Source organism: Dolichospermum lemmermannii CS-548 (assembly GCF_028330815.1).
In the GTDB taxonomy this organism is placed as follows: Bacteria; Cyanobacteriota; Cyanobacteriia; order Cyanobacteriales; family Nostocaceae; genus Dolichospermum; species Dolichospermum lemmermannii.
The window spans coordinates 25,871-42,343 of record NZ_JAQMTJ010000233.1 but is presented as its reverse complement, the minus strand read 5'-3'; the positions used below and the strand labels follow the sequence as shown (position 1 = coordinate 42,343).

At 37.9% G+C, this 16,473-nt stretch carries 11 protein-coding genes; 3 read left to right on the top strand and 8 right to left on the bottom strand.

Annotated features, from left to right (window positions below; genetic code table 11):
- Nucleotides 1-262 precede the first annotated feature (262 nt).
- The 3 genes from PN450_RS15890 (at nucleotide 263) to PN450_RS15880 (ending at nucleotide 6,203) form a co-directional block, all read left to right on the top strand.
- Nucleotides 263-988 (top strand): DevA family ABC transporter ATP-binding protein, encoded by a 726-nt coding sequence (locus PN450_RS15890; protein ID WP_148761696.1) that lies wholly within the window; start codon nucleotides 263-265, stop codon nucleotides 986-988.
- Nucleotides 989-1,194: 206 nt separating this feature from the next.
- A complete protein-coding gene (locus PN450_RS15885) occupies nucleotides 1,195-4,782 on the top strand; it encodes a hydantoinase B/oxoprolinase family protein (RefSeq protein ID WP_271836895.1) in 3,588 nt (1,195 codons plus the stop codon).
- A 194-nt stretch (nucleotides 4,783-4,976) separates the two neighbouring features.
- Nucleotides 4,977-6,203, top strand: a complete 1,227-nt coding sequence (locus PN450_RS15880; RefSeq protein WP_271836894.1) for a molybdopterin molybdotransferase MoeA — start codon at nucleotides 4,977-4,979, stop codon at nucleotides 6,201-6,203.
- A 78-nt stretch (nucleotides 6,204-6,281) separates the two neighbouring features.
- On the opposite strand, the gene PN450_RS15875 is transcribed toward PN450_RS15880, so the two are convergent.
- From PN450_RS15875 to PN450_RS15840, 8 genes are all read right to left on the bottom strand, one after another.
- The gene (locus tag PN450_RS15875; RefSeq protein WP_148761702.1) at nucleotides 6,282-6,665 is read right to left on the bottom strand and encodes a hypothetical protein; all 384 of its coding nucleotides are present in this window, start codon (nucleotides 6,663-6,665) and stop codon (nucleotides 6,282-6,284) included.
- Nucleotides 6,666-6,926: 261 nt separating this feature from the next.
- Nucleotides 6,927-8,771, bottom strand: coding sequence for an ATP-dependent zinc metalloprotease FtsH3 (gene ftsH3 / locus PN450_RS15870; protein WP_148761704.1), 1,845 nt, complete (start codon nucleotides 8,769-8,771; stop codon nucleotides 6,927-6,929).
- 196 nt (nucleotides 8,772-8,967) lie between these two features.
- Nucleotides 8,968-9,123 carry a hypothetical protein gene (locus PN450_RS15865; RefSeq protein WP_271836893.1) on the bottom strand — a complete coding sequence of 52 codons (156 nt, stop codon included), beginning with the start codon at nucleotides 9,121-9,123 and terminating at the stop codon, nucleotides 8,968-8,970.
- A gap of 15 nt (nucleotides 9,124-9,138) precedes the next feature.
- On the bottom strand, nucleotides 9,139-9,924 hold the full coding sequence (locus tag PN450_RS15860) for a hypothetical protein (protein ID WP_271836892.1): 786 nt from the start codon (nucleotides 9,922-9,924) through the stop codon (nucleotides 9,139-9,141).
- Between the two features lie 61 nt (nucleotides 9,925-9,985).
- Complete coding sequence (locus tag PN450_RS15855) at nucleotides 9,986-11,200, bottom strand: acetate kinase (RefSeq protein ID WP_271836891.1); 1,215 nt, start codon at nucleotides 11,198-11,200, stop codon at nucleotides 9,986-9,988.
- Between the two features lie 24 nt (nucleotides 11,201-11,224).
- Nucleotides 11,225-13,627 carry an exonuclease domain-containing protein gene (locus PN450_RS15850; protein ID WP_271836890.1) on the bottom strand — a complete coding sequence of 801 codons (2,403 nt, stop codon included), beginning with the start codon at nucleotides 13,625-13,627 and terminating at the stop codon, nucleotides 11,225-11,227.
- A gap of 176 nt (nucleotides 13,628-13,803) precedes the next feature.
- Nucleotides 13,804-15,144 carry a DEAD/DEAH box helicase gene (locus PN450_RS15845; protein WP_271836889.1) on the bottom strand — a complete coding sequence of 447 codons (1,341 nt, stop codon included), beginning with the start codon at nucleotides 15,142-15,144 and terminating at the stop codon, nucleotides 13,804-13,806.
- A 279-nt stretch (nucleotides 15,145-15,423) separates the two neighbouring features.
- Nucleotides 15,424-16,362 (bottom strand): DUF4351 domain-containing protein, encoded by a 939-nt coding sequence (locus PN450_RS15840; protein ID WP_271836888.1) that lies wholly within the window; start codon nucleotides 16,360-16,362, stop codon nucleotides 15,424-15,426.
- Between the last annotated feature and the right edge of the window lie 111 nt (nucleotides 16,363-16,473).

Genomic DNA, 16,473 nt, shown 5'->3' with positions numbered 1-16,473 from the left:
GGGGTTTTAAAGCCTCTCCCCTTGCAGGGGAGAGGTTTGGAGAGGGGTCAGTCTATACATTCAAAACTTTTCAAACACCCTCTTAAGCAGAACATTAGTAGTTTTCCTAATGACAATAATAATGTGTACAATTTCCGGTGCAATAGCCACAAATAAACTACAGTCAGCCAACCCAGCCGATATGTTTTAAATTTCTCAAAATTACTCTTCTGTGCCTCTGCGTCTCTGCGTGCAAAAAAAATCCTGAAAACCTCAATCAAATATGCAAACTCTTAACTTTCCCAAACCTGTAATCTCCATCCAAAACCTCGATCATTATTTTGGAAATGGACAACTGCGAAAACAAGTTTTATTTAATATCAACCTCACCATTAATACAGGTGAAATTGTGATTATGACAGGTCCATCTGGCTCAGGTAAGACCACATTATTAACCTTAGCTGGTGGATTGCGTTCGGCTCAATTTGGCAGTTTGCGGATATTAGGCAACGAACTCTGTAAAGCCAATGCAAAACAATTAACCCAAGCCCGCAGAAATAACGGTTATATCTTTCAATCCCATAACTTACATGGTAGCTTAACAGCAATTCAAAATGTAAGAATGGGTTTAGAATTACAACCGAAAATGTCTGGAAAAGAAATGTTAATCCAATCACAAAAAATGCTAGAAGAGGTAGGATTAGGAAATCGGCTTAATTATTATCCAGATAACTTATCAGGGGGACAAAAACAACGAATTGCGATCGCTCGTGCATTGGTAAGTCAACCGAAAATAGTTCTAGCAGATGAACCTACCGCCGCACTTGATAAACAATCGGGACGAGATGTAGTAGAATTAATGCAGAAACTAGCAAAAGAGCATAGTTGTACAATTTTGCTTGTTACCCACGATAACCGCATTTTAGATATTGCTGACCGAATTGTTTACATGGAAGATGGCCATCTTGTCCGAGAAAAAAGTGATTCTTTGCAAGATGTAGTTGGTTAAAATATTGTTAATACCGTTTTCTCTACGGACTTCCAAGAAATAAAATCCCCAAAAATTTCTTGTAGTGCGGGCATACTTCGACAAGCTCAGTACAAGTCTTGCCCGCTAATCATCAAGGACGGGCATCCTGCCCATCCCACAAAATTGGGTAATTTATTTTTTGGTGTTCCCCTAATTTATAAATTCTGTAAGAGGGTTAATCTACAATGACTTGGGAATTTTGGATTGATAGGGGTGGTACATTTACTGATATTGTCGCCAAATGCCCCGACGGTAAATTACAAATTCACAAACTATTATCCGAAAATCCCGAACGTTACACCGATGCAGCAATACAGGGAATTCGGGAACTTTTAGGCATTTCAGATCATGAAACTATTCCTTCAGAGGAAATCACAATTGTCAAAATGGGGACAACAGTAGCTACAAATGCCCTACTGGAAAAAAAAGGGGATAGAACTGTTTTACTCATCACCAAAGGCTTTCGAGATGCTTTAAAAATCGCCTATCAAAACCGTCCCGATATTTTTGCCCGGCAGATTATTTTACCAGAAATGTTATATGAACAAGTAATTGAAGTAGAAGAACGTTACAACGCCCAAGGCGATGTATTAGTTAATTTAAATTTAGATGCCATTCGTCCTCAACTGCAAACAGCTTGTAATAGCGGGATTCATTCCTGTGCAATTGTTTTTATGCACGGTTATCGCTACACCAACCATGAAAAACAGGTTGCTAACCTCGCTAAAAACATTGGCTTTACTCAAGTTTCAGTATCTCACGAAATTACCCCCTTAATGAAATTAGTCAGTCGTGGTGATACAACGGTAGTTGATGCTTATTTGTCGCCGATTTTACGAAGATATGTGAATCAGGTAGCGAATCAGTTAGGAAAAAACGTTACTCTCCAGTTTATGCAATCTCATGGAGGCTTAACTGACGCAGAAACTTTTCTTGGTAAAGATAGTATCTTGTCCGGTCCGGCGGGGGGAATCGTTGGTGCGGTCCAAACTAGTCTGATGGCAGGATTTCATAAAATTATCAGTTTTGATATGGGTGGTACATCTACGGATGTTGCTCATTATAATGGTGAATATGAACGTACCTTAGAAACAGAAGTGGCTGGAGTTAGGTTACGAACTCCAATGATGGCTATTCATACCGTTGCAGCGGGTGGCGGTTCAATTTTACATTTTGATGGTTCTCGTTATCGCGTTGGACCAGAATCAGCCGGTGCAAATCCCGGTCCTGCTTCCTACTCCAAAGGCGGACCCCTAACGGTGACAGACTGTAATGTCATGGTAGGTAAGTTGCAACCTGCTTTTTTCCCTCAAGTATTTGGAGCAAATGCTGACAAATTATTGAATGTGGAAATTGTCAAGAGTAAATTTGCGGAATTGGTAGAAGAAATTGGTGATAATCGCACAGCGGAACAAGTAGCAACGGGTTTTCTTACCATTGCCGTTGATAAAATGGCCAATGCGATTAAAAAAATCTCCCTCCAACGTGGTTATGATGTATCTGAGTATACTTTATGCTGTTTTGGTGGTGCAGGTGGACAACACGCTTGTTTAATTGCTGACGCTTTGGGAATGAAACAGGTATTTATTCATCCCTATTCTGGAGTTTTATCTGCTTATGGTATGGGTTTGGCAGATGTGAGGGTGTTAAAAGAAAAAGCTATTGAAGCGGTTTTAGAATTAGGGATATTGTCAAATTTAAAAGTAGTATTTACAGAATTAGCAGCAGAGGGAAAAAAAGAATTAAACCGTCAAGATCCTGGTAATACAGAGATTCAACTGTATGAAAAGCTGCATTTAAGATATGAAGGAACAGATGCGGCTTTGGTTGTGAATTTTGCCGATTTAGCAGCAATGCAGAATCAGTTTGCAGAGTTACATCGTCAGCGTTACGGCTTTATTGCCGAGGAAAAACCCTTGATTGTGGAAGCGGTGACGGTGGAGTTAGTATTACATCATGATGCCCCATTTGCATCTGTAATTTCTCGGATAAATGATAATTTACCGATTGCAGATACAACCGTACAGATGTTTACTGCTGGGAAATGGTGGGATACCCCAGTTTATCGTCGGGAGAATTTACAACCGGGAGACTGTATTTCTGGACCGGCAATTATTGTAGAAGCGACGGGGACAAATATTATTGAACCCCATTGGAAAGCAGAATTAACTAATATTCAGAATTTGGTTTTGTCAGTTGTTAGTAGTCAGTTGTCAGTGGAAAATACAAATGAGAAAATTGAAAATCCTGATGCTGTCATGCTGGAAATTTTCAATAATTTGTTTCGGGCAATTGCTGAACAAATGGGGATAACATTACAGAATACCAGTTCTTCTGTGAATATCAAAGAAAGGCTCGATTTTTCCTGTGCAATTTTCGATAATCATGGACAATTGGTCGCAAATGCCCCCCATATTCCTGTACATTTAGGTTCCATGAGTGAAAGTATTCAGGCTTTAATTTCCACTCATAAAAATAATATTCAACCTGGTGATGTTTTCGCTGCTAATAATCCCTACAATGGGGGAACTCACCTTCCAGATATTACAGTTATTACTCCGATATTTCTTAATTCTCATTTTCCTATTTTTTATGTAGCTTCACGGGGACATCATGCAGATATTGGGGGAATAACTCCCGGTTCTATGCCACCTTATAGTACAAGTGTCACAGAAGAAGGGATTTTATTAGATAATTTTCAATTAGTTAATTCTGGGGTTTTCTGCGAACAGGAATTAATTAATTTACTCAGCAGCGAACCTTACCCAGCGAGGAATATTCCTCAAAATATCGCCGATTTAAAAGCGCAAATTGCAGCGAATGAACTGGGAGTTAAAGAATTATTGAAAATGGTAGAACACTACAGCTTAGAAACTGTTCAAGCTTATATGGGTTTTGTCCAAGATAATGCCGAAGCATCAGTTCGTCGAGTAATTGAAGTTTTAAAAGATGGGAGTTTTAGTTATGCTTTGGATGATGGAAGTATGATCAAAGTTAAAATTACTATTGATAAAAAACTCAGAAATGCTAAAATAGACTTTACTGGGACTTCACCGCAATTAAATAATAACTTTAACGCACCATCAGCAGTTTGTAAAGCAGCAGTTTTATATGTTTTCCGCACTTTGGTAAATGATGATATTCCTTTAAATGCAGGATGTATGAAACCGTTGGAAGTGATTATTCCTCAAGGTTGTCTGTTAAATCCCCATTATCCGGCTGCGGTAGTTGCGGGAAATGTGGAAACTTCCCAAGCAATTACAGATGCTTTATATGGGGCTTTGGGTGTGTTAGCTGCTTCCCAAGGAACGATGAATAATTTTACTTTTGGTAATACGAAATATCAATATTATGAAACTATCTGTGGTGGTTCTGGTGCGGGTGAAGATTTCAATGGAACAGACGCAGTTCATACCCACATGACTAATTCTAGATTAACAGATCCTGAAGTTTTAGAATGGCGGTTTCCGGTAATTTTAGAAAGTTTTACAATTCGTGAAAATAGCGGAGGAAAAGGTAAATATCACGGTGGAAATGGTGTAATTCGACGGTTGCGGTTTTTGGAAAATATGACAGCGGGAATTTTAGCAAATCATCGGGTTATTCCCCCTTTTGGTTTATGTGGTGGGAAAGCAGGTATGATAGGTAAAAATTATGTAGAAAGAAATAATGGAACTGTGAAAAAATTAGGAAGTAAAGCTGTGGTAGAAATGAATCCTGGAGATATATTTGTCATTAAAACTCCAGGAGGTGGTGGTTATGGGGAGATATAAAATATCCCCAACTTCTTAAATAAATATATGATATATACAGCACTTCCCGGTGTTATGAGGTACATATCTAGCGGGCAAGATTTGTACTGAGCTTGTCGAAGTATGCCCGCACTACAAGAGTTTTATGATTCAACTGCCTCTTGCCTTTTGCCTTGCTATAACGACAATTTTTAACGCTAACCTACTTATTCATTATGTTATCAGTCCAAGATGCCGAAACTATTATTTTCAATGCTGTCCAACCTTTAAATCAACAACATGATATTGAAATTGTGGATTTATTAACAGCATTTCATCGCATTTTAGCAACTCCTGTAATTAGTTCTTTAGATTTTCCTCATTGGGATAATTCCGCAATGGATGGTTTTGCTGTACGTTATGAAGATGTACAAAATTGCAGTTCTGAAAATCCGACAATTTTAGAAGTTGTCGAAGAGATTCCCGCAGGATATCAACCTCAAATTACTATTAAACCAGGACAAGCAGCCAGGATTTTCACCGGTGCAATAATCCCAAAAGGTGCGGATACTGTAATTATGCAGGAAAAAACTAATTTACAGGAAAAGCGAGTTTCTATCTTTGCGACACCGCAACCGCAAGAGTTTGTTAGACACCAAGGAGACTTTTACCAAGCCGGAAAAGAACTTTTACCAGCAGGAATTCCCCTGAATGCAGCAGAAATTGCTATTTTAGCCGCAGCACAATTATCTACAATCAGTGTTCTCCGTCGTCCACGAGTGGCAATTTTTTCTAGTGGTGACGAATTGGTAACACCAGAACAAACCCTAAAACCTGGACAAATAGTAGATTCTAACCAATATGCTTTAGCAGCTTTAGTCAAAGAATTGGGTGCAGAAGTGTTAATGTTAGGAATTGTTAAAGATAATCCAACTGCATTAACAGAGACTATAAATTATGCCATTAATCATGCTGATATAGTTCTTTCTTCTGGTGGAGTTTCCGTCGGTGATTATGATTATATTGATAAAATTTTAGCATCTCTGGGGGCAGAAATCCATTTTCGCGCCGTGCAAATGCGTCCAGGAAAACCCCTCACATTTGCCACATTTCCTAATTCCCTTTATTTTGGTTTACCAGGAAATCCCGTTTCGGCATTAGTCACATTTTGGAGATTTGTAGAACCGACAATTAAAAAACTTTCAGGAATTAATCAGGGTTGGGAAGCGAAATTTTTAAAAGTAAAATCCCATTCCGAATTAAAATCTAACGGGAAAATGGAAACTTATATATGGGGTAACTTAAAATTAAATAATGGTATTTATGAATTTCATCAAACAAGTGGCAATTTAAACTCTGGGAACTTAATTAACTTAGCGCAAACTAATGCTTTAGCTGTTTTACCAGTAGGAAAAACCTTAGTTACTCCAGGACAAGAAACTTTAGTTTTACAAATAGGATAAAACAAACCTTCTTCTTTTCTTCCTTCGTGTTCTATCCCTACGGGACGCTGCGCGAACGTCCCTTCGTGGTTCATTTAATCAGGTATTATTAACTTGTCTTTTATCAAGCATAAGCAGAAGAGAATCTATATCTAAAAGCCAATTTTCATCAATAAATTCCAGATTTTCATTATAGATAAGAACTAACTCACCTATATTTTCAAGAAAATTCATAAGAGAAAATTTGAGTTTTAGAAAACGTTTATCTTGGGTAACACCTACAAAACTACTAACTAATTTTGCTTCTATGGGGTGAGGTAAAGTAATTAATTCATAATATCTATCCTGTTCATTCCAATAACCATTGATTGTATAACAGCATTGTTCAAGATGTTTTTGAACAAGAGAATTAGTATCTAAATTTTCTAATATCTCAGTTAAATCTTGCCAGATTTGGTGATTTTTCAATTGAAGTGTAGTCATAATCTATTCTAGATTAATGTTGTCTTACAAAACCAGGAAAATGTAATTAATATACCATAAAAAAATGTCCCAAAACTGACGCAAAAAACCTCTCTATTTTTTCTCTCTCTGTGTCCTCTGTGCCTCTGTGGTTCGTTTTAAAAAAAGAGTTTTAGGCTTAACTAAACCGTATGGGATTTTAGAATCTTTAACGTTCACAAGAAACTAAAAAGAGTAATTCCAGAAAAACCAGAATTACCCTTTTTAAAAGTTTAGGAAAAATTAAGCAAAAGCAGCCATTTTCACATCGTTGTTACCAAGGATTTCTTGTAATTCCTCAGCGTCAACAGTTTCCTTTTCAATCAGCATTTGAGCAATTTCATCTAAAACCTTGCGGTTATTAAGTAAAACTTCTTTAGCGCGAAGATAAGCAGTATCTACTAATTTCCGAACTTCTTCGTCAATAGCAGCAGCGGTTTCTTCTGAAAAGTCGCGTTCTGACATAATATCTCGACCCAGGAACATATTTCCTTGTTGACGACCAAGGGCAACTGGACCCAAGCGATCGCTCATGCCAAAGCGAGTTATCATTTGTTTAGCTACTCTGGCAACTTGCTGTAAATCATTAGAAGCGCCAGTAGTAACTTCCTCTTCACCAAAGATAATTTCTTCAGCGAGACGACCACCCAAAGCCACAGCCATTTGATTTTCCAAATAAGCACGGCTATATAAACCAGTGTCCATACGGTCTTCACTAGGGGTAAACCAAGTTAAACCACCAGCTTGACCACGGGGAATAATGCTAATCTTTTGCACAGGGTCATAGTCAGGCATTAAAGCCCCAACTAAAGCGTGACCTGCTTCATGGTATGCAACCAAAGTTTTGCGCTTTTCGCTCATTACCCGGTCTTTCTTTTCCGGACCCGCTAATACACGATCAATTGCATCATTAATTTCATCCATCGAAATTTCCGTTAAATTCCGACGGGCGGCTAAAATTGCCGCTTCGTTGAGTAAGTTAGATAAATCTGCACCGGTAAAACCAGGAGTCCGACGGGCAATTTTATCCAAGTCTACATCTTTAGATAAAGTTTTACCACGAGCATGAACTCGGAGAATTTCGCTTCTTCCAGCGTAGTCAGGACGGTCTACCACAACTTGACGGTCAAAACGACCGGGACGTAATAAAGCCGCGTCTAATACGTCAGGACGGTTGGTAGCAGCAATAATAATAATGCCAGTGTTACCTTCAAAACCATCCATTTCCGTTAGTAACTGGTTGAGGGTTTGTTCCCGTTCGTCATTACCACCACCTAAACCAGCACCCCGTTGACGACCTACCGCGTCAATTTCATCAATAAAGACGATACAAGGAGCGTTTGTTTTTGCTTGTTCAAATAAATCGCGGACACGGGAAGCACCCACACCCACAAACATTTCCACAAATTCAGAACCGGAAATTGAGAAGAAAGGAACACCTGCTTCTCCAGCAACAGCCCGCGCCAGCAGGGTTTTACCAGTACCAGGAGGACCAACTAAAAGTACACCTTTAGGAATTTTTGCACCAATAGCGGTAAAGCGATCGGCATTTTTCAAAAAGTCTACAACTTCATTTAGTTCTAATTTAGCTTGGTCAATACCCGCAACGTCCCCAAATGTCACTTGAGTTTGGGGTTCCATTTGCACTCTGGCTTTAGATTTACCAAAGTTCATGGCTTGGCTACCTGGTCCACCTTGAGCGCGACGGAGAAGGAAAAATAGACCAACTAGCAGCAATACAGGGAAGAATAAGCTGCTGAGAGCTTTAAACCAAAATCCTTCGTCTGCTTGAGGTAATACGGCAATATCAACACCTTTATTTGTCAGAGTATTGATTAAATCTGGGTCGTTAACTAAGGTAACTATCTTCTTATTAGGATCATATTTGGGTGTTACCAAAGCTGTAGAACGGTCAGAACTCAAACTGACTCTCTCAACTCTGCCTTGTTTAACTTCTTGGATAAACTGGCTGTAGCGCCATGTTTCCCGGCTTTGGGGTTGTTTGTCAAAAAATGCTGTTCCTAGGGCAATAACAACTATAAAAAGGAGCGCGTACAGCCCCGTATTTCTCCATCTTTTATTATTCACTGATGTTGATTCTCCTGTACTGGTTTGCTGCTTATACTTAGCTTCTCTAAGAAAGAGGACATTATGATAATTATGTTAACTTATTTTAAGATATCTCAAAATAATCCTCCTGTCATGCTAAAAATTCTCTCCCACCTCCTGCAAGTCTAAAACATGAGAATGATAGGAGTTCTATTGTAGCGATTCTCAGCAGGAGTCAGGAGAAAAGAGGCAGGGGCAGGGAGCAGGGAAAATATTTATTGTCTATTGTCTCTTTCTTGACAACTGACCACTGTACGGGCGAAGCATTTGGAGAACTATTTTTGGCAATGACCGATAATTTATCTTCCAAATGCTTCGCCCCTACTGACAACTGACCACTGACCAATTAATCTTTTTCTGGTAATTTAATACTACTTGTACCGTTGGGATTAGTGACTATCTCCCCTCCTAAAGCTTCAATTTCCCGAATGGCTCGTTTGCGAGTTTTTTGATCAACTTTATTATTTAAAACCATCATCCATGTAGAAATACGGGCTGATTTACTATCTGGGTTTTTACTGAGAAACTCAGCGGTTTTTTGAGAACTAAATGCTGCTTGCTTACTTTCCGCGTCAGTATAAGTGTTAGCCCACTCTGCGGCTTTGAGAAAAGATGTTTGGGCTGCTTGAGCATTACCTAAAAACAATAACTCATCTGTGCCTTTATAACGCCAGATATAATAGGATTTTTTGGGTAATTGTGGAGATAAAGATTTTAATCCTTTGTCCATTAAAGCTATAGATTTTTCTGGCATCCCACCGTATAAAGAGCTACTTACAGAAAGTCCTAGGTAAGCGTCTAGAAAACGAGGGTCACGTCCTAAAATAACTTCAAAATATTCTGGACTGAGACGATACCCTGTTCTATCTCTGGCTTCATCATCGCCAAAGAATTGCAAAAAATCAATATATACCCAATCTGCAATCAGGTTTTTATAACTAAAACTAGGTACATTTTTCAGTAAGTTCAAGCGAAGACTTTCTTTTTTGAGGTCTTTTTCCAGAGTTTCAACAGAAATAGATTGTTGACTGGTTAATAGTTTTTGCAACTTTGGTATTTGTATTAAGCTAATACTGGTAATACACAAGCAAACGACTAAAGGTGTGGTAATAGCTTCACGAGATAAGAACATACTTCCAGTAATTAAAAATTCATAATTAAAAATTAAAAATGACCATAGCCCCTCAATTCTATTATTGTTGCACCAATTGGCAACATTTTTGAGCTATTGCCCAATCTTCTTGAGTTTCTATGACTAATACTCGCACTGTTGAATCAGATGTGGCAATATCAACATCAATAGGTTGGTGCTGGTTTTTATCAGCATCAATTTTTAGTCCCAAAAATCCCAAGGCTTCACAAGCTGCTTGACGGATTCCTGGGGAGTTTTCGCCGACTCCAGCCGTAAAAACTAAAACATCTAAACCTGCTAAACTAGCCAACATTGCCCCGATACCAGCCTGGAGACGATGTACGTATATATCCCAAGCTAGTTGAGCGCGTTGATTACCTTGGTCTTTTGCGGCTATTACCTCCCTTAAATCACTTGATATTCCAGAAATACCTTTTAATCCAGAAGCCTTATTTAACACATTATCTAATTCTTGACTAGAGTAATTATACTGTTGCAGTAAATAAATTAAAATCCCTGGATCAATTGAACCACTGCGGCTACCCATCATTAAACCATCCAGGGGAGTAAATCCCATTGTTGTGTCAATACTGCAACCATTTTTGATGGCGGCTAAAGAACAACCATTACCTAAATGACAGGTAATTATCCGTAGAGATTGTAAATCTTGACCCAGAATTTCTGCTGCTCGATTAGCACAATACTGATGACTGATGCCATGAAAGCCGTAACGACGGATACCTTGTTCAACTAATTGATAGGGGATGGGATAGATGGCTGCGGCATCGGGTAAAGTGTGGTGAAATCCGGTATCAAAAACTGCAATTTGGGGGATATTCACCAGACTATTTTCAATGGCTTCAATGCCAGCTAAAGCGGCTGGATTATGGGCTGGGGCTAGATTGCATAGGTGAGCGATCGCCTGTTTCACATCTTCAGTAATTATTACAGCTTCTTGGTAATCTTGACCACCATGCACTACCCGATGTCCGACCACTGCTATTGCTGATAAATTATCAATTACCTTGGTTGTACCATTGATAAGAGTAGATAGCAGATACGCAAATTGCACCTGTCGAGAATCACCAGCCATTGTTTCTTGCAGTTTTGCACCTGTAGCGGTTTTAACTGTAATTTCTGCGTGATTTTGCTCCTGAATCCAATTGATTTTTCCTTCCCACAGGGGTTGGGGGGCTACATTAGGAATCGGGGATGTTATATCATATAAACAACTCTTTTGGCTGCTAGAACCGGCATTGAGGACGAGTATTTTCATAAATTCAAATTTAGTATGGTGATTTTATTTTTTGGGTGGAGTAAAACCAAACTTTGTAAAAATCCAGTGATACCATTCTTGATGAGTAGTAACAAAAGTTAAGGCTGATTCCAAATCTATATCTAAATCTTTATTATGAATACTGATAATTAGATCATAAATCAAATCGAAGAGAATTCTATCTTCTTTATTAAACAGAATAAAATTCCCATTCGCACTATTTTCAAGTTGTTTAATTCTTTCCTTACCGACTTTACCAGTAATCTCTGGTTGACGTTCATCTCTAATTAAATCAAATTTACTTTGAGGATTATTAATCACCAATTCATTAAAATTACTAATCCGACTCGTAAAGGGAGTACCACTAATTTCTAAAAAAGCAATAACATGATATTGATTTCCTCTTTCTATGACAATATGTTCTGGTAATACCTTTTTCCCTAAACGATATTGTGTTAATTTAAATGACTGGATATGAGTTAAAGCTTCAGCAATATTCCTCAACTTACCAACATCATCACCATCACTAACAATAGATGGATTATGATATTTTTGTTCTAACTCAATTCTATGTTCATTGAGATATTCAATTACAGGATTTACGGGAATTGCAGTTTCACCAGATAAATAAGTTGCTAACTTCTCCTGTAAGTTGCTTAAATCAACAGAATTAGGTGATTGTATAGCTTGAATTAGCTGACTTAAAACTTCCATTGATGTTTGTTGCTGTTGCTGTAAAAATTTTAATTGCTGTTCTATTTTTTCATTACTATCTAATTCCCGAATTAGTTTTCTTTCATCTGGTAAAGAAATTCCATTAACTCTATAATCATAGTATTTAGCCGCCCGATTTAAAGCCGCACGAATAGGTTTTTTACCTAAAATATCATCTAAATCTTCAGGTAAAAATAACTGTTCTAAGGTAATATCTACAGTTTGTATTTTCACTTTGAGAATAGATTTAACTTCCGCTTCTGTCGGTTGACGTAAAGAAACCTGATATTGAGATACTCTCCCAATAATAGATTGATCAAATATTGTTTGAAATTTTTCCCACCTATCAGGAAATAAATTCAAGATAATTAAACTATTAGGAACATGAGTGAAAATTTCTTTGATAGCTTCCCCAAAATTTAACAAGATTTCTTGATTGTGAGGAAGTCCTAAACCTTCTAATTGATCAAAAATAATAATTAAAGGTTCATCTAAAACAGATAATTTACCTAAAACTGAAATAGCTTCTAAAGAAAAAGCTTCTTTACTAATTTCTTCTCCCCAATTTGGTAAACCAACGGTTTCAGCTTCTTCGTCAGTTAAAATATTTCCTGCTAACCAACGAGTGCTAATATTTCTATATTTATAATCTGTATAACTGCAATATTTAACCATGCCTTTAATGATAGATAAAGCAAAACTACCCGGAGCATAATTACTCATCCACCATTCATTAATCGTCTTTTCTATATATTCCCAATATTCTCGTTTTCGTTTTGTATTTTCTTTACTTAAAGCACTAATACTATTATCTTCTAAATCATATAAGGCTTTTAAAATATCTATATCTTTTTGTGTAACATCTCTATCATTAAGACTAACTATTTTCCGAAAAGTGTTAATAATTAAAGAGTATAATTGAGGTAAATTTCCTGCTTTCTCAACTAGAGATTCTAAAATTCTACTATAAATATGATAAAGTACAGATTGGGCATTATTCGGTTGACGAATAAATAGTAATCTATTACTTGATAATCTATCATTAGCAAGTCGCATCATTAAATGAGTTTTACCAGTACCTGGTTCTCCAATAACAACTACACCTTTACTCTGATAATTAGGATCTAATTTAATATTATTTAAAGCAGTTTGTAAAGTCTGGAATTCTCGATGATAAGTATCAGCAAAATCTGGGTGATGTTGAAAAGGAGTATCAACTCGACTGCTAGTAAAGGGATTAGGTTGTTTTTTGAGATTTTCTAACATTATCTTTCTATAAAGATGATAAGTAAATTTGGCATCATAACTAGCGGTATGTGCCATATTCGGCAGAAAATATTGATTATTAGCTCGCAGATTCAAATATTTACTCAGATACTCTAAAGAATAACTTTCTAAATTTGGAAACCAGTCTTTAGCCAAAATCCAAGTACAATCAAATTCCAAATTTTGCCAAGGTAAACCAACTTGTCGAAAACTATGCTTGAGAATATCAATATCATGTTCTGCATAGTGACAGATAATTTTTTTATCTTCAACAATAGTTAGAAATTCTGTTAATAAAGTTTTAAGACTTTTGAGATTTAAAACATTTTGAAACCCATGGGAATTACCATCACAAAAACCTTCATAAATTAACACACCTTGACTATCAACAATAGCTAATTCAGTTAAATTAGGATTTCCTTCAGTATCTAAAACAACAAAATCCATATTAATTTACTTATAAGTAGATAATCTTAACACAATTATATCGTGAACACGAAAAATTGCTGGCGTTGCTGAATTGAAGTAATTTCTCAAACTCTTGCTCCTTGTGCCTCTGCGTGTTAGCGAAGCCCGATAAAATCATCCTTTCATTCACCAACGCCAAATTGTAAAATTAGTTATTACCTACGTTTACCAGTACGACGTGGTGTAGGAGAACTAGAACCAGGCTTTTTATCACCTGCTGCTGTGCGTGAGGAAGGTTGTCTAGGTGATTTTGAAGAAGCAGATTTAGGAGCAGAACGACGAGTCCGCTGATTCCCACCACCAGAAGGAGCTTTGCGTCCATTGGGAATTGGTTCAGCCTTAATTTCCGGGTTGACTCCAAAACCAGCCACCACCTCTTTCGGTAAACGCTGCTGAATTAGTTGCTCAATATCCGCTAACAAATGATGTTCATCAACACATACAAGGGAAATCGCTTGACCTTCCGCACCTGCGCGTCCAGTCCGACCAATACGATGCACATAATCCTCTGGGACATTAGGTAAATCGTAATTAATAACGTGAGGTAGTTCGCTGATATCAAGTCCACGCGCAGCAATATCCGTTGCTACCAATACCTGCAAAGTCCCATCTTTGAACTTAGCTAAAGCGTGAGTTCGCGCTCCCTGACTCTTATTACCGTGAATAGCCAGGGCTTGAATGCGGTCTTCACCCAACTGCTTCACCAACCGGTCAGCACCATGCTTGGTGCGGCTAAATACTAATACTTGATACCATTTGTTTTCTCGAATCAGATGAGAAAGTAATTGCCGCTTGCGATCGCGGTCAACATGATAAACTTTCTGTGATATCGTTGCCGCAGTCACGTTTCGGCGTGCTACTTCAATCATTGTCGGGTTATGCACTAACCCAGCCGCGAGAGTTTTAACCTTATCTGAGAATGTCGCAAAAAATAGCAAATTCTGGCGTTGTTTGGGCAAAAGCGAAAGAATGCGGCGAATATCATTAATAAAGCCCATGTCCAGCATTCGGTCTGCTTCATCCAGTACCAACACTTCCACACGGGACAAGTTCAGAGTCCCTTGTTGAACATGATCTAACAATCGTCCTGGGGTGGAAACCAAGATATCTATGCGGGTTCGCAATTTCTGTTTTTGGGGACCAATACTAACTCCCCCAAACATCACCATTGAATTCAGATTTAAGTATTTACCATAATCACGGACACTTTCTTGCACCTGTGCAGCGAGTTCACGGGTAGGAGTTAGAATTAACGCCCGAATTGGGGAAAATCCAGTAGAATGACTGGGAACGTTCTTATTAGCAGATAACCGATGTAAAAGTGGCAAAGTGAAGCTGGCAGTTTTGCCTGTACCAGTTTGCGCTCCAGCCATAATATCACCACCAGCTAACACCACAGGAATAGCCTGTTTCTGGATTGGTGTGGGTTGATTATATCCTCGCTCAGTGACAGCACGGACAATTTCCGGGGACAAGCCGAGATTAGAAAAAGACATAGAACTCCAAAAATAACATCGGCCTGTCGCCACTCACGGCTTCAGTCTTAGGCGGACGAATGGTTTAAAATGCTAAATGGGCGGTAAGCACCAAGACTAGGAGCAAATGCCACAGTCAACTATCATAGCAGATTTATTGTTAAATCGGAAACTATGTCTAGTATGAAGTTAATTTCCAGAAGAAATTAAATATACGCTTTCTAAAACCTTTGTAAAGACGTTCCATGGAACGTCTCTACTTTTTTACCAGATGTGCCATTCTCAATAATTAGAGAATCACTATTGTTGGCTGGCTTTTTCCCTTAACCAAACTTCTAAATCACCAACTTCTGAAAAATCTAATAATACATCTCCTAATGATTCCAATTCATCAATAGATAATCCTTGAATTTGCTCTATTACAGATAATTCAAGTCCTCCAAATCGGCGATTTAATAACCGGAGAATTATCTGTTGTTCTCCTAGTTGCTGTCCTTCTTGTTTTCCTTGTTGTTTTCCTAGTTGCTGTCCTTCTTGTCTAGCTTTTTCTCTGTCTTCTTGATAAAGCGGTGCTAATCTCATCACTAACTCCCTATCATCTGTTTCTATTTGTTGATTAATGTTCAAGTTTTTTTGGAGGTTGTACAGCAATTCTAGCGTCACTTTCCGAAATGGATGATTTGCCGGTAGTGCTGCTAATTCATCAATTGCCTGTTTTTGAACAGTCCCCCGTCCCAATACTCTCAACCACAATGTTTCTTGAGTACATGGTAACTGATGCAAAGCCACGATGACTGTCCGTAAATACTCAGGTAAAAAATGTACTCCTGCAACCCAGTCTGGTTTTTGAGTTGCACCAAATCCTGAGAGGATAGTGGAAGATGCAGTAGGAGTGAGAATCCATAATTGCGGGACTTCTATATTTTGAATAGAAGTTTTATTGCGGTTTGCTTCTCGTTGTAATGCACTCCGCACTTCCAGTAATTTTAACAGACAATCACATATTTCTTCTTTGGCTGCTGGATTGCGAAAAGGTTCAAAGATTGCAGGTTTAGTGGCTATCTTCCCCAATAACCCTAATATTTTTAAACTAGCATTTTGTGGAGAAAAAGGCGAAAATAATACATCTATTTCTCGAACTTCTGCTGCAACGCGACTAGGTGCTTGAATTTCTCCATAGGGTTTGAGTAATTCTTCTAAATAGTCCTTTGAAAATTGGTCATGAATAAATCGCGTCATTGAAAATCATGTCAGACAATGTGCTAATTACTCGGATTTTATCTGTTTTTCAGTAGCTTTAGAAAAAGGTTTGCAGAAAATAACTTTAGAAACAACTCTTAATAATAACTA